The sequence below is a fragment of the Gordonia sp. HS-NH1 genome, from assembly GCF_001418765.1.
Taxonomy (GTDB): Bacteria; Actinomycetota; Actinomycetes; order Mycobacteriales; family Mycobacteriaceae; genus Gordonia.
In genome coordinates this window covers 78,734-100,349 of record NZ_LIYC01000010.1, presented here as the reverse complement: position 1 = coordinate 100,349, position 21,616 = coordinate 78,734, and the positions used below count along the sequence as shown (strand labels likewise).

Sequence of the window (21,616 nt, the reverse complement as noted above, 5' to 3'; positions counted from 1 at the left end):
AGCTGATGCTGTCGGATTCGCTGGCCGACGTGCTGGGGGTCAAGCCCGCCGAACAGCTCGCCAACGTGGGAGTGCACACGGTCGGCGAACTGCTGCGGTACACGCCGCGCCGATACATACGACGCGGCCACGTGGCCGACCACGAACGTCCCGAACCCGGTGAGTGGCTGACGATCGTCGGGCGGATCACCAAGTCCGATCTCATCAAGATGAGGAGCCGCAAGGGATCGTTCCTCAAGGTGAAGATCACCGACGACAACGACATCTACGAGGCCAGCTTCTTCAACCCGTACCGGATCAAGGGACTGCTGCGTCCCGGTGCGCGGGTGATGATGGCCGGCGCGGTCAAGTACTTCCGCGACCAGATCCAGTTGTCCCATCCGGAATGGATGATCCTTCCCGACGGCGACCCGGAGATCGAGGACGTCGTCGGTTCCAAGATGCTGACCGAGATGTACGCGATCGAGGAGCAGGTCACCGGAGAGCACGGTGACCATCCGCTGATCACGATGTTCGACCGGGACATCCTGCCGATGTACCCGGCCAACAAGAACATTCAGACCTGGGACATCCTCGGTGCGGTCCGGCGGGTGCTGAGCGAGAGTGCGCCGATCCCCGATGCGCTCACCGAGTCCGAACGACGGGCGCGGGGACTTGTGAGCACCGACGAGGCGATCCGCAAGATCCACCTGCCCGAGTCCGAGGACGACGTGAAGATCGCGTCCCATCGGCTGAAGTTCGACGAGGCACTGGCCATCCAGACCGTGCTCGCCCAGCGTCGGCTGGCGGGACGGAATGAGTCGGCGCCACCGTGTCCGCGTGTCCCCGGCGGTCTCGAGGACAAGTTGCGTGACCGACTCCCGTTCACGCTGACCGATGGTCAGGTCGAGGTGGGGGAGGAGCTCGCCGAGGATCTCGCCCGCGCACAGCCGATGTCTCGATTGCTGCAGGGTGAGGTCGGCTCCGGCAAGACCCTCGTGTCGTTGCTCGCGATGCTCCGGGTGGTCGACAACGGTTTTCAGTGCGCGATCCTGGCGCCGACGGAAGTTCTTGCCGCTCAGCATCATCGGACGATGAGGACGATGCTGGGCGACCTCGCCGAGGCGGGTGAGCTGACCGCCGCCGAAGGTGCGACGCGAATCGCGCTGCTGACGGGTTCGATGAAGACCAAGGGCCGGCGCCAGACGCTGCTCGACGTGGTCACCGGGCAGGCGGGGATCGTGATCGGGACGCATGCGCTCCTCGAGGACAAGGTGGAGTTCTTCGACCTCGGCCTCGTCGTGATCGACGAACAGCACCGATTCGGTGTGGAGCAGCGAGACGTCCTGCGCGGCAAGGGGCGCAACGGACGCATTCCGCATTTCCTCGTGATGACCGCGACGCCCATCCCGCGAACCGTCGCCATGACCGCCTTCGGCGATCTGGACACCTCGGTACTCCGGGAACTACCGCGCGGCCGTCAGCCGATCACCACCTCCGTGGTGCCCACGAGCAGAGCCTCGTGGGTCGACCGGGTCTGGTCGCGCGCCAATGAGGAGATCGCGGAGGGTCGCCAGGTCTACGTGGTCTGTTCGCGCATCGGCGACGGCCCCGAACCCGAACCGGACGGGGACGAGGAGAAGGGCCCGAAGACGACGTCGGTGCTCGAGCAGTACGAGGCCCTCGTCTCCGGACCGTTCGCACACCGGCGGGTGGAACTCTTGCACGGCCGGTTGCCCGCCGACGAGAAGAACGCCGTCATGGACGCGTTCGGCCGGGGCGAGATCGACGTCCTGGTGTCGACGACCGTCATCGAAGTGGGTGTCGACGTACCCAATGCGACCACGATGGTCATCGTCGACGCCGATCGCTTCGGCGTGAGCCAGCTGCACCAGTTACGCGGTCGCGTGGGGCGCGGTCGGCATGCCGGACTGTGCCTGCTGATGACGAACGCCCGGGACACGTCTCCGTCGATGGACCGCCTGCGTGCCGTCGCGGGATCGAACGACGGATTCGAACTCGCACGAGTCGATCTCGAACAGCGGCGGGAGGGCGATCTGCTCGGGTCGCTGCAGTCGGGCGTGAACACCTCGTTGCGGTTCCTCTCGCTGCTCGAGGACGTCGAGGTCATCGAAGACGCGCGCGAACTCGCGGAAGACGTTGTGAGCGAGGACATCACGTTGCTCGAGCATCGGCCTCTCGCCGACCTCGTCGACGGCATCCTCGTCCCGCACAAGATCGCGTACCTCGACAAGTCCTGACGGACACGACCGGCGCTCAGTCGTAGTGCGCCGTTGCGCGGGGCGCCACGATCTGCGACACCTGCGCGCGACCGCGTTCCCGACGGAACCGGATGCGCATCGCGTGCGTCTGAGCATGCATGGTGGTGCGCGATCTTCGGCTGCGTTCGCCGGCACTGCGGCGCCTGCGCATGCGGGTGCGATGGATGCTCTCGAATCCGCGGAACGCGCCGTCCTGGCCGACGCGCCGGTGGGCGGCGCTGGTCGCTGTCGTCGTGACAGCGGTGGCGGTCGCTGTCGGCGTCGACGGTTTTCGGGCCGATCCCGACGTCGGTCCGAGGATACGAGCGATGGCGAGTGCGGCGGCAGCGTCCCTGGCCGCGATACCGGTCTCTGCGAGCCGTACCGACCGCGAGGACTACGACCGGTCCGCGTTCGGCAGTGCCTGGTCCGACGCCGCGTCCGTACCCGGGAGTGCCAACGGATGCGACACGCGCAACGACGTTCTGGCGCGAGACCTGCGCGAGGTCGACGCCGGCCCGGTGTCGAGTTGCCCGCGGGCGGTGCTGGCCGGCGAGCTGCGGAGTCCCTACACCGGCGACTTCGTCGTCTTCCGACGAGACCGAGGCGCGTCTGCGGTACAGATCGACCACATCGTCCCGCTGTCCTACGCCTGGGACATGGGTGCGTGGTCGTGGACAGCCGCCAAGAGACTGGACTTCGCGAACGATCCGGCCAATCTCGTTGCTGTCGACGGGCATTCGAATCAGGACAAGAGCGACTCGGAACCGGCGCGCTGGATGCCGCCCGCGACGGGCTTCTGGTGCCAGTACGCGATCCAGTTCGTGATCGTCACCGCCGCCTACGGATTGGCGATCGACGAACCATCACGTCGCGTCTTGTCCGAGGCGTTGCGGTGCGGGGGATAGCGTCAGTGCGCCTCCGCGCCCGCCGTGTTGTGCAGGAGATTCAGTCCGACGACCCCGATCAGGATCAGGAAGATACATCCCAGGCGAGCGAGACCGGCGGGTTCGCGCAGGAACAGGATGCCGTAGATCGCCGTGCCGACCGCGCCGATCCCGACCCAGACCGCATAGGCCGTGCCGAGCGGGATCGAACGGATCGCATAGGCGACACCGGCCATGCTGATGACGACGCCCACGACGAACACCGCCGTCCACAACGGGCGTGTGAAGGTGTTCGACTTCTCCAGGGCTGCCATGTAGATGATCTCGACCAGACCCGCGGTCACCAGGACAAGCCACGCCACTTCGCGATACTCCCGTCGTCGGACATCCGTACCGGCGTCACAGTAGGCGGGTGACGGGCGGGATGCGCGCCGAGATCAGTCCGAGAACGTCGGGGGTCCTCCCGCAGGCCGCTTCACCGGTCAGAAATCAACTGAGGGGGTGGAGACCGGTACATCTCGTTGGGTACTCCGAACCGCCGGCGCTACTCTTGAGAACGGCACTTTCCGGCGATGCCGCCCGGAACCACCGCGAAGTCGAGGATGTTGATGAGCGCACCCACCGCAGAGCAGTCCGTCGCAGGAGGCGGGCCCGGCTCCGAGAAGTCCGCCGGCGAGAAGTCCGACATCGAGAAGGTCGTTCTCGGACTCGCCCGAGCGGCCCGGTCGGCGTCCCGCTCGCTGAGCGGTCTGACGACAGCCGCCAAGAACGAGGTCCTGCTCGCCGCGGCCGACGCCGTAGAGACCGCGACGGAGACCATCCTCGCCGCCAACGCCGAAGACATCGCGCGTGCCGAAGAAGCCGGCACCGAGGCGAGCCTGCTCGACCGTCTGCGGCTCGACGAGTCGCGCGTGGCGGGGATCGCCGACGGTCTGCGGCAGGTCGCCGTGCTCCCCGATCCGATCGGCGAGGTGGTCGCGGGCAAGACCCTCCCCAACGGTCTGCAGCTGCGCCAGCTCCGTGTACCCCTCGGCGTCGTGGGCATCGTGTACGAAGCGCGGCCCAACGTCACCGTCGACGCATTCGGGATCTCCTTCAAGTCCGGCAACGCGGTCCTGCTGCGTGGCTCGTCGTCCGCTGCGTCGTCGAACGCCGAACTCGTCCGCGTGCTGCGGGAGACCCTCTCGTCGAAGGGCGTCAGCGCCGATGCGGTCTCGTTGCTGCCCAGCGACGACCGGTCCAGCGTGACCGCACTCATCCGGGCGCGCGGACTCGTCGACGTGGTCATCCCCCGTGGTGGCGCCGGGCTCATCGAAGCCGTGGTGTCGAATGCGACCGTGCCGACGATCGAGACCGGTGTCGGCAACTGCCACGTCTACGTGCACGCACTCGCCGACCTCGACGTCGCGGCGCGTGTCATCCTCAACTCCAAGACCCGCAGGCCCAGCGTCTGCAACACCGCGGAGACCGTGCTCATCGACAAGTCTGTCGCCGCCGACGCACTGCCGCGGATCACCTCGGTCCTGCAGACACAGGGTGTGGTCATCCACGGCGACGAGCCGGGCATGGAGCCGGCAACCGAGGACGACTGGTCCAAGGAATACCTGTCGATGGACATCGCCATGAAGGTGGTCGACGACCTGGACGCGGCCGTCGCCCACATCGACACCTACGGGACCGGCCACACTGAGGCGATCATCACCACCGACCTGTCGGCCGCCGACGAGTTCACCCGGCGCGTGGACGCCGCGGCGGTGATGGTGAACGCCTCCACGGCTTTCACCGACGGCGAGCAGTTCGGTTTCGGGGCCGAGATCGGCATCTCCACCCAGAAGCTCCACGCCCGCGGCCCGATGGGTCTGCCGGAACTGACCTCGACCAAATGGGTGGTCTGGGGCAACGGCCACGTGCGGCCCGCCTGATGAGCGGCACCACCCCGGGCGAGGGGACTGCTCAGTACACGGGTTCGGGACCGGCCGTCGTGCCCTCGTTCGAGGGTGTCGACGACGTCGTCGGGCGTTTGCGGGCGACGGGTTATCTCGCCGACGACGCCACCGCGACGTCGACCTTCCTCGCCGATCGGCTCGGCAAGCCGCTTCTGGTCGAGGGGCCCGCGGGTGTCGGCAAGACCGAACTGGCCCGATCCATAGCGGCGGCCACGGACGCCGAACTCATCCGATTGCAGTGCTACGAGGGCATCGACGAGGCCCGCGCCCTCTACGAGTGGAATCACGCCAAGCAGATCCTGCACATCCAGGCGACGGGGGACCGCGCCTGGGATGAGGCCAAGGCCGACATCTTCTCCGACGAGTTCCTGCTGCCGCGGCCGTTGCTGAAGGCGATCTCGCGCGAGGGTGCCACCGTGCTCCTCATCGACGAGGTCGACAAGGCCGACGTCGACATGGAAGGCCTGTTGCTGGAAGTCCTCAGCGACTTCGCCATCACCATTCCGGAGATGGGAACCGTTGCCGCGCAACGGCGTCCGATTGTGTTGCTCACGTCGAACGCGACCCGCGAACTGTCCGAGGCGCTCAAGCGCCGGTGTCTCTACCTCTACATCGACTTCCCGGACGCCGAGCGCGAGAAGGAGATCCTCGCGTCGCGGGTGCCCAATCTCTCGGACTCGCTCAGCGCCGAACTGGTGCGGATCGTCGGTGTCCTGCGCACCTTGGACATCCGCAAGAAGCCGTCGGTCGCCGAGACCATCGACTGGGCCAACACGCTGCTGGCGCTGGGAGCCGGCGAGAAGGCAACTGCGCGAAGCGGGGGCGGATTCGACGACGGGCTCATCGCCCGCACGCTCGGTGTGGTCCTCAAACACCGACCGGACCTCAAGACGGCCCTCAAAGAACTCAAGCTGGGCTGATGACGGCTCCGCTCGTCGCGCACCTCACCGACTTCGTCGATGAACTACGCCGACGCGGAATCGTGGTCGGGCCGTCGGCGCTGATCGACGCGGCCGGTGCGATGGAGGTTCTCGACCTCCTCGAACGTCCACGGCTGCGGGAGGGCCTGGCGACGACGCTGCTCGTCGATCATGCTCATCGCGGTGTGTTCGACCGTGTCTTCGACCTGTGGTTCCCGGTCGGTGCCGGAATGCGCACCGTCACCGAGGATCTGCCGCGTACGCCCGACGGCCGACTCGACATCGACGCGGTGCGGGACGCGCTCGCGGAGATGCTCGCCGACGACGCGGCAGCCGGCGACGGCCGGCTCGATCAGGCCGTCGCGATGATCGTCGACGAGTTGGGGCGATACGGATCGACGCGCGGCGAGGCGTTCTCGGCCTACCAGGCCATCAACGCGGTGAGCCCGCAGACGCTGATCGCGAAGATCGCGGCGGCCATGGCCGGCGAGTCGGGCGGTGATGACGGCGGACGAGCCGGCACCGAACCGCTGTACCGGCGGGCGGCGCGCCAGAAGGCCGGCGATCTGCGTGCGGCGATCGAGCGAGAGACGCAGCGACGCATGGCCGACCGCAACGGTCGCGAGAAGGTCGGCGCCTACGCGGTGCCGCCCCTGCCGGAGAACGTCAACTTCCTGTCGGCGGGTGCCAAGGAACAGGTCGAGATCCGCAAGACCATCGAACCGCTGGCCAGATTGCTGGCCGCGAAGCTCGAGACTCGTCGACGGCGAGCTCATCGAGGCGCGGTCGACGTCCGGAAGACGTTGCGCGCGTCGATGTCCACCGGAGGCGTGCCCATCGAACTCAGCCACCGCAAGCCACGGCCGGGGCGTCCGGAACTCGTCATCATCTGCGACGTGTCGGGCTCGGTCGCCGGGTTCAGTCAGTTCACGTTGCGGCTGGTGTACGCACTGCGACAGCAGTTCTCGAAAGTGCGGGTGTTCGCGTTCGTCGACACCGTCGACGAGGTGACGGACTACTTCGACCACGGCGAGGAGGACTTCGGCGCGGCAATGCACCACATGATCTCCACCGCGCGGATCTCGACCCGCGACGGTCACTCCGACTACGGCAACATGCTGGCCGGGTTCGTCGCCGACTACGGCGACTCGCTGACCCACCGGGGTGCGTTGCTGATCCTCGGTGACGGCCGGAACAACTACCACGACCCCCACGCAGCCGCCCTGGCGGAACTGGTCGAACGTGCCCGCCACGCCTATTGGCTGAACCCGGAGGCCAAGCAGCACTGGGGCACGGGGGACTCGGTCGCGACCGACTACGCGGATGTGATCGACATGTTCGAATGCCGCAACGCCACGCAACTGGGCACGGTCATCGCCGACCTCCTGCCGATCTGAGCAGCGCCGCCGTTTTCGATCAGCGCCCGACGCGTAGACTGACCGTCCATGTCACCCGACCGCCCACGTGCGCGCCGTATCGGCGTGATGGGCGGCACGTTCGACCCGATCCACAACGGGCACCTCGTCGCGGCCAGTGAGGTCGCCCACCGGTTCTCGCTGGACGAGGTGATCTTCGTCCCGACCGGCCGTCCGTGGCAGAAGATCGGCGAGCAGGAGACCGTGAGTCCGCCGGAGGATCGCTACCTCATGACGGTCATCGCAACCGCGTCGAATCCGCAGTTCAGCGTGAGCCGCGTCGACATCGATCGCGACGGCGACACCTACACCGTGGACACCCTCCGCGATCTTCGGGCGCTGCTCCCGGAGGCCCAGCTCTACTTCATCACCGGTGCCGATGCGCTGGAATCGATCCTGTCGTGGCAGGACTGGGAAGAACTGTTCGGGCTCGCCCGGTTCGTGGGCGTCAGCCGGCCGGGTTACGAACTCGACGCCACACACCTGGCGCACCACCTCGAAGCCATGCCCGAGGACACCCTCCACCTCCTGGAGATCCCGGCTCTGGCGATCTCGTCCACGGAGTGCCGGACGCGCGCGTCGCTCGGACGGCCCGTCTGGTACCTCGTGCCCGACGGCGTCGTCCAGTACATCGCGAAGCGGAAGCTGTATCGTGCGCCTCGGGCGTCGTCACCGGGTGTTTCCGCCCCCGCTCTGCCGGGGGCCAACCGCCCCGAGAAGCTCCCGGCCGAAGAGTTCCGGCCGGGGGAGTCGACGGACGGTACCGATCGATCGGGCCGGGCCGTGGGTGAACAGGCCGTAAGCGAATGAGAGGACAAGTGTGACTGCGTCAGCTGAAGCGCTGGAGATGGCCAAGGTGGCCGCCCTGGCCGCGGCCGAGAAGCTCGCCCACGAGGTGACGGTGATCGACGTGTCGGAGCAGTTGGTGATCACCGACGCCTTCGTCATCGCGTCGGCGGACAACGAGCGCCAGGTGAATTCGATCGTCGACGAGGTCGAGGAGAAGCTGCGGGAGGCCGGTCACAAGCCGCTGCGGCGTGAGGGCACACGCGAGGGTCGCTGGGCGCTCCTCGACTACGCCGACATCGTGGTGCACATCCAGCACACCGACGAGCGGCGCTTCTACGCGCTGGAGAGCCTCTGGAAGGACTGTCCGGTGGTCGAGGTGGAAGGGCTGTCGTGAGTGGCGGTCCGGATTCACATGACACCGCTGTCGAACGTCTCACCCCGGTGGTCCGACGCCTGATCCTGTTGCGGCACGGGCAGACCGAATACAACGCGGCGAGTCGGATGCAAGGCCAGCTCGACACCGATTTGTCCGAACTCGGTGTGAAGCAGGCCAATTCGGCGGCAGTGGAGCTCGCCAAGCGCCAACCGGTGGTGATCTGGTCGTCGGATCTGCGGCGGGCACGTGACACTGCCGAAGCGCTGGCGCAGCGCACCGGGTTGCCGGTGACCACCGACGCCCGCCTGCGCGAGACGCATCTGGGTGAGTGGCAGGGGCTGACCCATCTGGACGTCGATGCCGCTATGCCGGGGGCCCGTGCCATCTGGCGTGACGACGCGACATGGACGCCGCCGGGCGGGGAGAGTCGCGTCGACGTCGCCCGACGATCCACCCCGCTGGTCGACGAGTTGATCGAGCAGCTGCCGGAGTGGGGTGTCGGCGACAATCCGGAGGCTCCGGTGGTGCTCGTGGCCCACGGCGGCGTCATCGCCGCGATGACGGCGGCACTCCTCGGACTGCCGGTCGAGAACTGGCCCGCCTTCGGAGGCCTCGCGAACACGAGTTGGGTGCAGCTGTCGGGTCACGGTATGCCGGGCGAACTGCCGCGATGGCGCCTGGACGTGTGGAACGCGTCCGCCGAGGACTCCGACCCGGCGGTGCAGTGAACTCCGGTCTTGCGATGAGCGGGACTGCCGGCGGTTCTGGTCCGCCCGCCGACGCGCCGGACCGGTGCGTGCTGGTCCTCTCCGACTCGCTGGCCTACTACGGCCCGCAGGGCGGCCTGCCCGCCGACGACCCCCGTATCTGGCCGACGCTCGTGGGGGCCGCGACCGGTTCGCCGGTGCGGCTGTTCGGCCGGATCGGCTGGACCAGTCGGGACGTCTGGTGGGCGCTCACCCAGGATCCGAACATCTGGGCCACCGTGCCCCGTGCCGATGTCGTGGTGCTCGCGTTCGGCGGGATGGACACCTTGCCGTCGCCACTGCCCACGGCGTTCCGGGAACAGATCCGCTATATCCGGCCGAATGGATTGCGGCAGAAGATCCGTGAGGCCTACGCCTGGGTCCAGCCGCGGGGCGCGCGCCTCGGGTGGCCGCTCGCATTGCCGCCGCGCGTCACGATCGAATACCTCGAGAAGATCCGGGCGGCGCTCACCCAGTTGCGACCGGATCTCCCGATCGTCGTGTGCCTGCCGCCCACCCACCGCAGTCCGTACTACGGCAACGTCCACACCGGCCGGATCCCGACGACCGCGGCGATGTCCCGGTGGGCGTCGCGCCATTCGCTGCCGTGCGTCGACTTCTACCCGGTCACCCGGGACTCGTTCGACGACCCGGAGGTCGAAATGAACCCGGACGGGATCCACTGGGGATTCGCGTGTCATCGCGGGATCGCCGAGCTGGTCTCCCCGGTCGTCGACGCGGTCCGGGGGAGCAGGGACCGCGACGTCGAGGGGCCGACGGCGACGCCCGTGTGAGCTCGGCGCGTGAACCCGTTAACGTAGACGCGTGCCTGTCGTCGTCGTCACAGACTCCTCGTCCCGACTGCCGCGGTCGGTGACCGAGCATTACGGGATCCGGCAGGTCCCGCTGCACGTCACGGTGGATGACAAGGACTACCGCGAGGGCGTCGACGACATCCCCACCGACATCGTGTCGACGCCGGGCGTGACCACATCCGGGGCGAACCCCAGCGATCTGTCCGAACACTTCGACGCCGCGCTCGAGGCGAGTCAGGGCGACGGGGTGGTCGCCGTCCACATGTCCCGCCGACTGTCGGGAACGTGGAGTTCGGCCCGGATGGCCGCGGAGAAGTTCTCCGGGCAGGTGCGTGTCGTCGACTCCCGATCTGTCGGTCTCGCAGTCGGTTTCACCGCCGTCGCGGCCGCCCAGGCCGCCGCGGGCGGAGCCGACCGCGACCGGGTGTACGAGTCCGCCATCCGGCAGGCCGCGACGGTCGACTCACTGCTGTGCGTGCAGCAACTCGACAATCTGCGCAACAGCGGCCGGATCAGTGCCGCGGGCAAGCTGTTCGGGTCGGCGCTGTCGATCAAACCGATCCTGCACATGGTCGACGGCACCCTGACGCTCAGGGAGCGTCATCGTACGTTCTCCAAGGCGCTGGACAAGATGGTCGACGCCGCCGTCGACTCCGCGGGTGGCCGCGCGGTGACGGTCGGGATCCAGCACTGCCAGAGCCCCGTTGTCGCCGAGGAACTGCGAGCCGCGGTCCACGCCAAGCTGCGGGTGGTGACCTCCGAACTGATCGTCGACCTCGGACCCATCCTCGGCACCCACGTCGGCCCCGGTGCGGTGGGCGTCGTCATCGCCGCGCACCTCGACCCGATCGAGGGTCTCGAGGAGCACTGAGAACGGGCAGGCCCGCCCGTCCGGCACCATCCACAGGTCTCAGTGACCGTCCACAGATTCCGGTGTTCGCCCGTCCGGACGTGAAGAAGTGGTGGTGACGGGACCTACCGTGTGGCGTCATGAGCGCATCAGGACGGCGGAATCCGCTGGACCGGCTGGCGCCGGTGGGGGAGCTGCCGGGCCGCCGGAACGGCGCGGCAGGGATCGATCCTGATTCCCCGGCACGCGCATCGGAGACCGATGACCCGGCCGGACCGGTCGGGGAGCCCGAGCACCCCGGGTGGGGGATCGGCGGAATGCCGACCTGGCTCGACACCCCGCCGGCGCGATCGCCGCGTCGGCGAACGGACCCTGACGACGTCGACACCGAGGACGATGACGACGCCGACGACGATCCCTTCCCTCGACGGCGCTTCGCGGTCGCACCGCCGGCCGCTCTCGCACTGATCGCGGTCGGTGTCGTCGTCTGTGCGGTGGCGGCGTTCGGGCTCTTCCGTGGTTCGGAGTCGGCGCCCGTGGTGGATTTCGGTGCGGTGGCCGGCACGTCGCAGGTGCCGGATTCGTCGCCGCCTGCGACGCCGGCCGAGCCGACTCCGGCGCAGATGGTCGTCAGTGTCGTCGGGCTGGTCCACAAGCCGGGGCTGGTACGCCTGGCGCCGGGGGCGCGGGTCGCCGAGGCGATCGACCGGGCGGGTGGGGTGCGCAAGAATGCCGACCTGCTGTCCCTGAATCTCGCGCAGGTGCTCCGGGACGGCGATCAGATCCTCGTCGGCTATGCGGGCGGCGAAGGACAGATGTCGTTGCGCAGTGCCGTCGTCGGGGCTGCCGGCGCGCCATCCCCGCCGGCCGGTGAGAACCCGACCGGTGCCGGTGCTCCCGCCGGCGGTGCGGGAAGTACGCCGGACACCGGTGGACTCGTGAACCTCAACACCGCCACCGAGGCGGACCTGGACGAGCTGCCCGGAGTCGGACCCGTCACCGCGAAGGCCATCCTGTCGTGGCGGGAACGGAACGGACGCTTCACTTCCGTGGACCAGCTCGCCGAGGTCGAGGGGATCGGTCCGGCACGTCTGGCCAGACTGCGCGACCTCGTGACGGTGTGAGGGGTGGACTTCCGCCTGCTCGTGCCTGCGGCGGCGGTGTGGTCGGTGACGGCGCTCGGGCTCGCGGTGCCGACGGCGTACACGCTCGCGCTGGCGATCTGCTCGGGCGCGGTCGCGCTCGCCGGCACGGTGGCCTGCCTCACCGGTCGGATCGGTTGGGACACGGTCGGTCTGGTTGTCGTGGTCGCCGGACTCGCGGCGGTGTGCGCGACCTCGCTGGCCCTTCGGCAGGAGGCCCGCACCGAACATCCGCTGGCGGCGACGACGGGCAAGGCGACGGTCGTGCTGACCGTGCGCGGCGACCCGACGATCGTCGGACAACCGTCCGCAGGGCGGGTGCGCGTCCGGGTGGGGGTGGAACAGATCGGATCGCAACGAGTTCGACCGGCTGCTGCCGATCTGATGGGTGATGTGCAGGAGTGGTCGGGACTGTTGCCCGGCCAGCGGGTGGTGACGATCGTACGGGTACGACCGCCGCCCGCACACTCACTTCTCGTGGCGACGGTGACGGCACAGCGGCCCCGGCCGGTCGGACCACCGCCCGGCCACCAGGAGGTGGCCGGTGCGATCCGAGAGCGGCTGCAGACGCTGGCCGCACGAGGACTCGACGCGGATGCGGCCGGACTCCTGCCCGGGCTCGTACTCGGCGACGAGAGCTCCCTCGACGACGGCCTACGCGACGACTTCCGCGACGCGGGACTCAGTCACCTCACCGCGGTGAGCGGCAGCAACTTCGCGATCGTGTGCGGCGCAGCACTTCTGGTGGTACGCAGTGTGGGTGTCCCGCCGCGGGCGGCCGCGATCGTCGGACTGGTCGTGATCGTGGGGTTCGTCGTGCTCGTCCGCCCGTCGCCGAGTGTGCTGCGTGCCGCCCTGATGGGCGCCGTCGGGGTGCTGGCGCTGTTCGCCTCTCGTCGAGCGCAGGCTGTTCCGGCGTTGGGTGCAGCGGTCGTCGGCGGCCTGCTGTGGTGGCCCGAACTGGCACTGCAGCCGGGGTTCGCGCTGTCGGTCGCCGCGACCGGAGCCATCGTGGTGTGGGCGCCGAGACTCCGGGATCGGCTACGCGAGTGGCGATGTCCGCCCGGCGTGGCCGAGGTGATCGCGATGGCGGTCACCGCCCAGGTGGTGACGGCGCCGATCGTCGTCGTGGTGACCGGAACGTTCTCGGTGGTGGGGATCGTCGCAAACCTCCTCGTCGCGCCCGTCGTCGCCGTGATCAGTGTGATCGGCACCCTCGCCGCACTCATCGGTGCGATCGGGCCGCCCGACGGGCCCGGGGCGCTCGTGGGCGAATTGCTGGTGCGCGCCCTCGCGCCCGAGCTGTGGTGGATGGTCGCCTGCGCGCGCACCCTCGGCGGGGTGAGCTGGGCGAGTGTGGACGTGTGGTCGCCGTTCGGGTGAGGGCGTCGGATTCGCCGGCCGACCTCGGCGGTCAGACCTCGCGGTCGGCCAATTCGCCCGCGGTACGGTTCCACACCAGGTAGCCGATGCCGACGGCGGTGAACCAGACCGCCCCGACGACGAGCGCGATCCGGCCGTCGCGGTCGAAGAACAGCAGGACGAACACGAGCGCGAGGAAGCCGAGTGCGAGCCACGTGGTGACCGGGGCGCCGGGCACCCGGTAGTCCGAGCGAGGCAGTTCGCCGCGCGCGACCTTGCGGCGGTAGGCCATCTGGCACAGCAGGATCGTCGACCAGATGACGATGATGCCCACCGTCGACACCGCGGTGATGTAGGCGAAGGCGTGCTCGGGGTCGATGACGTTCACCACGACGCCGATCGCCATGACCGCGGCGCTCAGGGTGATGCCCGCGGCCGGGACCTTGCGGCTCGAGAGCCAGGTCAGCTGGCGCGGGGCGTCGCCGGTGTGGGCGAGGGAGCGCAGCATGCGACCGGTGGAGTAGATGCCGGAGTTGCACGACGACAGGGCGGCGGTCAGCAGGATGAAGTTGACGATGCCGGCCGCGCCGGGGATGCCGATGTAGGAGAACACCGAGACGAAGGGGCTCTCGCCTTCCTGGAAGTCCTTCCAGCTGCGGACCGAGAGAATCACGATCAGTGAGCCGACGTAGAAGATGCCGATGCGGAACGGCACGGTGTTGATCGCCTTGCGCAGCGTGACGCGCGGGTTCTGCGCTTCGCCCGCGGTCACGCCGACGAGCTCGACACCGACATAGGCGAACATCACGATCTGCAGGCTCAGCAGGGCGTTGCTGAACCCGGTCGCGAAGAAGCCGCCGTCGTTCCAGAGGTTCGTCACCGACGGCCCGGTCTCGGGTCCGAGTCCGGCGATCGGGAGCAGCACGCCGATGCCGACGATGATCATGCCGAGGATGGCGGTGACCTTGATGGCGGAGAACCAGAACTCCGCGCGACCGAACACCCCGACCGAGATCAGATTCGCGCCGAACAGCACGATGAGCGCGATGAGGGCGGTGACCCAGACCGGAACCGACGGCCACCAGTAGTTGATGTACTTGCCCGCCACGGTGATCTCGGCCATGCACGTCGTCGTCCACACGGCCCAGTAGGTCCAGCCCTGGCTGAAACCGGCGAAGCGGCCGAGGAACTCGTCGGCGTACTCGCTGATGCCCCCGGAGACGGGCCGGTAGATGAGCAGTTCGCCGAGGGCGCGCATCACGATGAAGATCGCGAGCCCGGCGAGCGCGTACGCCAGGATGAGTGCGGGTCCCGCCTTCTCGATCGCACCACCCGCGCCGTAGAACAGTCCCGTGCCGATCGCGCCGCCGATGGCGATCATCTGCACGGTGCGGGCGGTGAGGCCGCGCTGGTATCCCTCGTCGGTGTCGGCACCCGTGTCGGTGCCGGGATGCTCCACAGTCACGCGGGCGACTCCCTGAAATGTCGGTGGACCTCTGGCAGAAGCTCACCGTAACGAGCCGCGATCACCCCGATTCATTCGGCCACAGGCGTTGTCCACTTTGTCGTATTCGGCCGACCTGGTGGCGGTCCGGCGATCGTGTCGGGTTCGTCTGGCACCATTGTCGCCGTGACCGATCGCCTGCACCTGCTGCTCGGAGACGACGACTTCCTCACCGGCCGGGTGATCTCGGCGGTGGTCGACGCCGCGACGAAGGCTGCGGGAACCCCCGTGCCGGTGACCCGGGTGCGCGCCGGCGATGTGAGCGAACACGAACTCGCCGAACTGCTCAGTCCGTCCTTGTTCGCCGAGGAGCGGATCGTCGTCGTCGAGGCCGCCGCCGAGGCGGGCAAGGAGCCGGCCGGGCTGATCGTCGCGACGGCGTCGTCACTGCCCGAGGGCATCACCCTGATGGTCGTGCACCACGGCGGAGGGCGGGCCAAGTCGATGGTCCCCGCACTCAAGAAGGCCGGTGCCGTCGAACACGAGACCACGGCCCCGAAGTGGCCGTCGGAGCGGATGACATTCGTGCGCAACGAATTCCGGTCACTGGGCGTGAAGGTCGGCGCCGACGTCGTCGAGCAGGTCGTCGAAGGCGTGGGATCAGAACTGCGCGAGCTGGCCGCCGCGTGCGCGCAGCTCGTGGCCGACACGGGTGGCAAGGTCGACCGCGACGCCGTGCGGTTGTACTACCAGGGTCGTCCCGAGGTGACCGGTTTCGAAGTGGCCGACCGTGCGGTGACGGGCGACCGCGCGGGCGCGCTGGAGTCCCTGGCCTGGGCCCTGCACCACGGAGTGCCACGGGTGCTGCTGGCCGACGCCCTCGCCGAGGCCGTGCATGCGATCGCACGCATCCGGCCGATGGGGTCGATCAACCACTTCGATGCGGCCCGAGAGCTCGGCATGCCGCCCAACCGGGTCAAGAACGTGCAGGCGAAGGCCAAGGCGTGGGATTCGGAGTCGATCGCGCGCGCGATCGGCGTGGTGGCCGCGCTCAACGCCGATGTGAAGGGGCAGGCCGCCGACCCCGACTACAGCCTCACCCATGCGGTCGCGACCGTCGCCGAGCTCAGGCCCGACGGGCGTCGACGCAGCTGACCCACCTGACAGAACGCCGCTCACCCCGGCAGCTGCGTGGACGCTGCCGGGGTGAGCGGAGATATGAAGGAATGGCGACGGGTCAACCCGCCGGGCCGACCGGGGTCGGTGCCAGATCAGAGCTTGTTGACCGCGAGGGCGATGGCCGACTTCTTGTTGGCGGCCTGGTTGGCGTGGATGACGCCCTTGCTGGCAGCCTTGTCGAGCTTGCGGCTGGCGGTCTGCCCGAGCTCGGCAGCCTTCGCCTTGTCGCCGGAGTCGACAGCCTCACGGAAGCTGCGGATCGCGGTACGAAGGGCCGACTTCACCGACTGGTTGCGCTGGCGGTTCGCTTCGTTGGTGCGATTGCGCTTGATCTGAGACTTGATGTTTGCCACGCGTGTTACCTCTGTCGTTGCTGGTGGATACGTCTGTCTGTTCGGGTCGGGCGGTCGGCCTGGGAGGTCGAACTCGCACCGGGCGGCGTCGGCGCGTGAAGCATCTCCACGGCGTCACCGCAACAGCGCACAACATTACCAGTCGGGGTCAGCCCGCCAAAATCCACGCCGCGGACACGCTCCGTGCTCGCGCCGCACGATAAGAATCATCGTGAACGAAAGTCTACAGTGGACTCATCATGTCCGTCGTTTATGTGCACATCGGCCTCCCCAAGACCGGGACCACCCATCTGCAGGATCGCCTCTGGCGAAACCGCGACCTGGCGTTGCAGTCGTCCGGACTGCTGTACCCGGGAAATGTGATCTCCGATCACTTCCACGCCGCGGTGCACCTGCAGCCCGAGCGATACCTCGACTGGGTCGATCCCGCCTTCGCCGGCACCTGGCCGAAGCTGCTCGGTCAGATCCGCGCCTGGCCGCAGATCTCCCTGCTCTCCCATGAGCTGTACAGCACCGCGACGGTCGACCAGATCGAACGGCTGATGACCGATCTGTCCTTCGCCGACGAGGTCCACGTGATCGCGACCGTCCGCGACCTGGGCCGTCAGCTGCCCTCCGTGTGGCAGGAGAATGTCAAGAACCAGCGCCGGGCCTCGTTCGACGAGTTCGTCGATTCGGTGGCGTTCGCGTCCGAGGGGCGCCGCAACGGCGGACCCGTCACGGCGGATGCCTCGGACGAGGAGCCGTTCTGGGAGTTCCAGGACTACATCGGCATCCTCGAGCGCTGGTCTCGATTCGTCGGCCCCGAGCGTGTGCACGTGGTCACCGTGCCGGGGCGTGGGGCCGCGCCGGGTGGCACCTTGTGGGACCGGTTCCTGGGGGTGATGGGCATCGACCCGACGCCGCTGCGCATTCCCGTCCCCAGCCTGAACAGTTCCCTGTCCGCGCCGCAGGCGGAGTTCCTGCGTGGCCTCAACCGCCGGCTGCAGCCCGAGGTCATCGAATGGCGCCGGTACGAGCGGATCATCAAGGGTCAGCTGATCGGCGAGATCCTGTTCGAGGCGCCGTCCGGTCCTCCGCAGGGACTCTCGGACAAGAGTCGGGAATGGGCGGCGGGGGAGTCCCGGCGGATGGTCGCGGCGGTTCGTGAGGCCGGCTACGACGTCGCCGGCGACCTCGCCGACCTGGTGGTGTCGGCAGAACACGACGCCACGGACGTACCGTCGCCGTCGGACGGCGAGGTGCTCGACGTCGCACTCGACACGATCGCGGCGATGGTGCTCGCGGCGCCACTGCCCAAGGTGGGTCCTCGTGCGCGGACCCGCGCGGCGAACGTACTCAGGAAAGTCAAACGGCGGGTGATCGCCGCGCGCCGATCGTCCTGACCGGCGACCTCCGCGCGACGTTCGGGGCCTCGTCGATGACACGGCCGGGCGACGTCGTGCCGATTTCGACATTCTGTAGCACCATGGCAGTTTATGACCCCCGCATCGACAAGTGCGCCTACCAAGAAGGCTGCGCGTAAGTCCGCAGCCGCGAAGTCGGCGTCTTCGAACTCATCAGGCCGTGCTGCATCCGGACGTAACGGCGCGGCGAAGGGCGCTGGTTCGGGTGGCAAATCGGCGAAGTCGACGACCGTGGACAATTTCACCGGCAACTTCGGCGGATACGCAAAAGGCCCGTACGGCAAGGCATATGACGAGATGTTCGACGCCGCCGGCGAGGTGCGCACGCCGTACCGCGGCATCTACAAGGCGATGGCCGACGAGGATCAGTCCGACCTGGTCGAGGCCCGTGTGGAAGCCCTCGGACGTGCCTACCTCGACCAGGGCGTGACCTTCTCGCTCTCCGGCAAGGAACGTCCGTTCCCGTTGGACGTTGTGCCACGGGTGATCTCGGCGGCCGAGTGGAACAAGCTCGAGGCCGGCATCACCCAGCGGGTGCAGGCCCTCGAACTGTTCCTGGACGACATCTACGGCGAGCAGGAGATCCTGCGTGACGGGGTGTTGCCCAAGCGACTCGTCCACTCCTGCGAGCACTTCCACCGGCAGGCCGCAAACATCCGGCCGCCCAACGGTGTTCGCATCCACGTCGCGGGTATCGACCTGATCCGCGACGAGAACGGTGACTTCCGGGTCCTCGAGGACAACCTGCGGTCGCCGTCGGGTGTGTCCTACGTACTCGAGAACCGGCGGGCAATGGCGCGTGTGTTCCCGGACCTGTTCTCCAAACACAAGGTGCGTGCGGTCGCCGACTATCCGAGTCATCTGCTCCGCGCACTGCGCGCGTCGGCGGCGTTCAACGAGGCCGACCCGAACATCGTCGTGCTCACCCCGGGCGTGGCGAACTCCGCCTACTTCGAGCACTCGCTCCTGGCGCGGCTGATGGGCGTCGAACTGGTGGAGGGCCGGGACCTCTTCTGCCGCGACAACGTCGTGTACATGCGCACGACCGAAGGTGAGCAGCGGGTCGACGTCATCTACCGGCGCATCGACGACGACTACCTCGATCCCATGCAGTTCCGTCCGGATTCGATGCTGGGCGTGGCCGGTCTGCTCAACGCGGCCCGCGCGGGCAACGTCGTGATCTCCAGCGCCGTCGGCAACGGCGTCGGCGACGACAAGCTGATCTACACCTATGTCCCCGAGATCATCCAGTACTACCTCGGGGAGAAGCCGAGCCTGCAGAACGTGGACACGCTGCGGTGCTGGCTGCCCGACGAGTGCGAGGAGGTGCTCGACCGCATCGACGAGCTCGTCGTCAAACCCGTTGAGGGATCGGGTGGTTACGGCATCGTCTTCGGGCCCGACGCCAGCGGGGCGGAACTGGATGCGCTGGCACGCAAGGTCCGCAACGATCCGCGCGGATGGATCGCCCAGCCGGTCGTGCAGCTGTCGACGGTGCCGACCAAGATCGGCGACGACATTCGCCCGCGTCACGTCGACCTCCGTCCGTTCGCCGTCAACGACGGTGAGTCCGTGTGGGTCCTGCCCGGGGGGCTCACCCGGGTCGCGCTGCCGGAGGGATCGCTCGTCGTGAACTCGAGCCAGGGTGGCGGTTCCAAGGACACCTGGGTGCTGGCCTCGCGCACCTCCGAGGGAGACCGCGAACTGTCGGGCGCCAAGGTCGTCACGACGAGCGGGGTCGCCGCCGCCCGGCCCGCCGAGAGCGCTCCCGATCCGGTCCACACGCAGACCCAGCAGCAACAGCAGGGCGCCATGACACAGCACATGGGCGGCATGACGCAGCAGCTGACCCCGATGTCCCAGTCTGCCTCGATGTCCCAGTCCGGCTCGATGACGCAGCGCGAGGACGGTGATGTCCGATGATGCTGGCGCGGAACGCCGAGTCGCTGTACTGGATCGGCAGATACGTCGAGCGCGCCGACGACATGGCGCGGATTCTCGACGTCGCGATCCATCAGATCCTCGAGGACACCACGGTCGACGTCGACCGGCAGGCGCGGCTGATCATCCAGGTGCTCGGGCTCACCGCGCCGGAGGACGACGAGGAACTCGACGTCTGGTCGCTCACCGAACGCGTCGCCTACGACGCCGACGCGGTGGGATCGATCGTCGACCTGATCCGCGCGGCGCGTGAGAACGCCCGCGGCGCACGCGAAGTCACCTCCAGCGAGTTGTGGGAGTGCTTGAACACCACCTACAACGGGCTCGACGCCGCCGAACGTCGTTCGCGTCGTCTCGGTCCCCACGAGTTCCTGTCGTATGTGAAGAACCGGGCGGCGATGTTCGCCGGGTTGGCCGACGCCACCCTCAGCCATGACGACGGTTACCGGTATCTGTTGCTGGGCCGGTCGGTGGAGCGGGTCGACATGACGATCCGGATGTTGCTGTCGCGCGCCGGGGATCGGACGTCGTCGCCGGCGTGGGTCAACGTGCTCGTGAGTGCGGGCGGGCACGACACGTTCCTACGGACATACCGAGGGGTGCTGGATGCAGAGAACATCGTCGAGTTCATGCTTCTCGACCGGTTGTTCCCGCGGTCGATCTTCCATGCCCTCAGCGTCGCCGAACACAATCTGGGTCAGCTCGAGAAGGGGCCCAGCCGTGTCGGTGCGCAGGCGGAGGCCCAGTTGCTCCTGGGCCGCGCGCGCAGTTCACTGGAGTTCCTCGAGCCCGGCAAGTTGCTCGACGATCTGCAGGACCGGCTCGTCGACCTGCAGGACACCTGCCGCGCGGTCAACGAAGCCGTGACGAAACAGTATTTCCATGTGTCGCCCTATGTCTCGTGGGCGGACGCCCGGGTGAGCGACGGGAATGTCATCGAGGAGAGTGAGCTGTGAGCTGGCGTCTGCGTGTCGTCCATTCCACCGGTTTCGCCTACCACAGTCCTGTCACCTCGTCGTACAACGAAGCCCGGCTCACCCCGCGCAGCGACACCCGGCAGAACGTCATCGTGAACCGGGTCGAGACGGTCCCGGCGACGAGGTCGTACCGCTACACCGATTACTGGGGCACGGCGGTCACCGCATTCGATCTGCATGCGCCGCATGACGAGCTCGAGGTGTCGGGTCTGTCGGTGGTCGAGACCGAACGCGGACATCGTCCGTCCGAGGACGACGAGGCGTCGTGGGATGACATCAACGGCGACGCCGTGAAAGACCGGTACGACGAAATGCTCTCGTACACAGAATTCGTGGCGAGAAACAGGCAGTTGTTGTCGACAGCCAAGAGAGTGACCAAGGGCCTGACGCCGCAGGAGGCGGTCGAAGAAGTGAGCCGGTTCGTCCACACCGAGATGGAGTACGTGCCGGGGACCACCGGGGTGCACACCACGGCCGTCGATGCGTGGACCGATCGTAAGGGCGTGTGTCAGGACTATGCGCACCTGACCCTGCTGATGCTCCGTGGTCTCGGCATCCCTGCTCGGTACGTATCCGGTTATCTCCATCCCGAACCCGACGCCGAGATCGACAAGACGGTGCAGGGGCAGAGCCACGCCTGGATCGAGGCGTGGACGGGTGGCTGGTGGGGTTACGACCCCACCAACGACACGCCGATCACCGAACAGCATGTGTCGGTCGGGGTGGGCCGTGACTACGCCGACGTGTCGCCGCTGAAAGGGATCTACACCGGCGGGGGTGCCACCGACCTCGACGTCATCGTCGAGATCACCAGGCTCGCCTGAGGAT

20 protein-coding genes are annotated in these 21,616 nt (G+C 68.0%); 17 read left to right on the top strand and 3 right to left on the bottom strand.

Annotation, left to right across the window (positions count from 1 at the left end; translation table 11 throughout):
- The first annotated feature begins 5 nt into the window (after positions 1-5).
- Both recG and AMD30_RS09855 read left to right on the top strand, forming a co-directional pair.
- The gene (gene recG, locus AMD30_RS09860) at positions 6-2,240 is read left to right on the top strand and encodes an ATP-dependent DNA helicase RecG (RefSeq protein WP_055475529.1); all 2,235 of its coding nucleotides are present in this window, start codon (positions 6-8) and stop codon (positions 2,238-2,240) included.
- Positions 2,241-2,359: 119 nt separating this feature from the next.
- The gene (locus AMD30_RS09855) at positions 2,360-3,148 is read left to right on the top strand and encodes an HNH endonuclease family protein (RefSeq protein ID WP_055475498.1); all 789 of its coding nucleotides are present in this window, start codon (positions 2,360-2,362) and stop codon (positions 3,146-3,148) included.
- A gap of 2 nt (positions 3,149-3,150) precedes the next feature.
- Here the strand turns inward: AMD30_RS09855 and AMD30_RS09850 are convergent, their stop codons facing one another.
- The gene (locus AMD30_RS09850; protein WP_010841300.1) at positions 3,151-3,489 is read right to left on the bottom strand and encodes a DMT family transporter; all 339 of its coding nucleotides are present in this window, start codon (positions 3,487-3,489) and stop codon (positions 3,151-3,153) included.
- Positions 3,490-3,735: 246 nt separating this feature from the next.
- Here AMD30_RS09850 and AMD30_RS09845 point away from each other — a divergent pair, with 246 nt between their 5' ends.
- From AMD30_RS09845 to AMD30_RS09800, 10 genes are all read left to right on the top strand, one after another.
- Entirely contained in the window at positions 3,736-5,049 is a 1,314-nt protein-coding gene (locus AMD30_RS09845) for a glutamate-5-semialdehyde dehydrogenase (RefSeq protein WP_055475528.1), read from the top strand.
- On the top strand, positions 5,049-5,993 hold the full coding sequence (locus AMD30_RS09840) for an AAA family ATPase (protein WP_197282763.1): 945 nt from the start codon (positions 5,049-5,051) through the stop codon (positions 5,991-5,993). The genes AMD30_RS09845 and AMD30_RS09840 overlap by 1 nt, the downstream gene beginning before the upstream one ends.
- Complete coding sequence (locus tag AMD30_RS09835; RefSeq protein ID WP_010841293.1) at positions 5,993-7,390, top strand: vWA domain-containing protein; 1,398 nt, start codon at positions 5,993-5,995, stop codon at positions 7,388-7,390. Before AMD30_RS09840 ends, AMD30_RS09835 begins: the two co-directional genes overlap by 1 nt.
- A 48-nt stretch (positions 7,391-7,438) precedes the next feature.
- On the top strand, positions 7,439-8,218 hold the full coding sequence (gene nadD / locus AMD30_RS09830; RefSeq protein WP_010841292.1) for a nicotinate-nucleotide adenylyltransferase: 780 nt from the start codon (positions 7,439-7,441) through the stop codon (positions 8,216-8,218).
- 10 nt (positions 8,219-8,228) lie between these two features.
- Positions 8,229-8,591 (top strand): ribosome silencing factor, encoded by a 363-nt coding sequence (gene rsfS / locus AMD30_RS09825; protein WP_010841291.1) that lies wholly within the window; start codon positions 8,229-8,231, stop codon positions 8,589-8,591.
- Positions 8,588-9,301 carry a histidine phosphatase family protein gene (locus AMD30_RS09820; RefSeq protein ID WP_010841290.1) on the top strand — a complete coding sequence of 238 codons (714 nt, stop codon included), beginning with the start codon at positions 8,588-8,590 and terminating at the stop codon, positions 9,299-9,301. The genes rsfS and AMD30_RS09820 overlap by 4 nt, the downstream gene beginning before the upstream one ends.
- 14 nt (positions 9,302-9,315) lie before the next feature.
- Complete coding sequence (octT, locus tag AMD30_RS09815; RefSeq protein WP_055475527.1) at positions 9,316-10,113, top strand: diglucosylglycerate octanoyltransferase; 798 nt, start codon at positions 9,316-9,318, stop codon at positions 10,111-10,113.
- 31 nt (positions 10,114-10,144) lie between these two features.
- Entirely contained in the window at positions 10,145-11,005 is an 861-nt protein-coding gene (locus AMD30_RS09810; protein WP_055475496.1) for a DegV family protein, read from the top strand.
- A 119-nt stretch (positions 11,006-11,124) separates the two neighbouring features.
- A complete protein-coding gene (locus AMD30_RS09805) occupies positions 11,125-12,108 on the top strand; it encodes a ComEA family DNA-binding protein (protein ID WP_055475495.1) in 984 nt (327 codons plus the stop codon).
- Between the two features lie 3 nt (positions 12,109-12,111).
- The gene (locus AMD30_RS09800; RefSeq protein WP_055475494.1) at positions 12,112-13,509 is read left to right on the top strand and encodes a ComEC/Rec2 family competence protein; all 1,398 of its coding nucleotides are present in this window, start codon (positions 12,112-12,114) and stop codon (positions 13,507-13,509) included.
- Positions 13,510-13,540: 31 nt separating this feature from the next.
- Here AMD30_RS09800 and AMD30_RS09795 read toward each other — a convergent pair whose 3' ends face one another.
- Positions 13,541-14,953 carry an amino acid permease gene (locus tag AMD30_RS09795; RefSeq protein ID WP_010841285.1) on the bottom strand — a complete coding sequence of 471 codons (1,413 nt, stop codon included), beginning with the start codon at positions 14,951-14,953 and terminating at the stop codon, positions 13,541-13,543.
- A 165-nt stretch (positions 14,954-15,118) separates the two neighbouring features.
- Here AMD30_RS09795 and holA point away from each other — a divergent pair, with 165 nt between their 5' ends.
- Positions 15,119-16,087, top strand: a complete 969-nt coding sequence (gene holA, locus AMD30_RS09790; RefSeq protein ID WP_010841284.1) for a DNA polymerase III subunit delta — start codon at positions 15,119-15,121, stop codon at positions 16,085-16,087.
- A 116-nt stretch (positions 16,088-16,203) separates the two neighbouring features.
- Here the strand turns inward: holA and rpsT are convergent, their stop codons facing one another.
- On the bottom strand, positions 16,204-16,464 hold the full coding sequence (gene rpsT / locus AMD30_RS09785) for a 30S ribosomal protein S20 (RefSeq protein WP_010841283.1): 261 nt from the start codon (positions 16,462-16,464) through the stop codon (positions 16,204-16,206).
- A gap of 239 nt (positions 16,465-16,703) precedes the next feature.
- Between rpsT and AMD30_RS09780 the strand changes: the two genes are divergently transcribed.
- The 4 genes from AMD30_RS09780 (at position 16,704) to AMD30_RS09765 (ending at position 21,612) form a co-directional block, all read left to right on the top strand.
- Complete coding sequence (locus tag AMD30_RS09780) at positions 16,704-17,849, top strand: hypothetical protein (RefSeq protein ID WP_055475493.1); 1,146 nt, start codon at positions 16,704-16,706, stop codon at positions 17,847-17,849.
- A 93-nt stretch (positions 17,850-17,942) separates the two neighbouring features.
- Positions 17,943-19,793 (top strand): circularly permuted type 2 ATP-grasp protein, encoded by a 1,851-nt coding sequence (locus AMD30_RS09775; protein WP_055475492.1) that lies wholly within the window; start codon positions 17,943-17,945, stop codon positions 19,791-19,793.
- Positions 19,790-20,767: an alpha-E domain-containing protein gene (locus AMD30_RS09770; protein WP_014927458.1), complete on the top strand. Its 978-nt coding sequence runs from the start codon at positions 19,790-19,792 to the stop codon at positions 20,765-20,767. The genes AMD30_RS09775 and AMD30_RS09770 overlap by 4 nt, the downstream gene beginning before the upstream one ends.
- Positions 20,764-21,612, top strand: a complete 849-nt coding sequence (locus AMD30_RS09765) for a transglutaminase family protein (protein ID WP_010841279.1) — start codon at positions 20,764-20,766, stop codon at positions 21,610-21,612. Before AMD30_RS09770 ends, AMD30_RS09765 begins: the two co-directional genes overlap by 4 nt.
- The last annotated feature ends 4 nt before the right edge of the window (positions 21,613-21,616 follow it).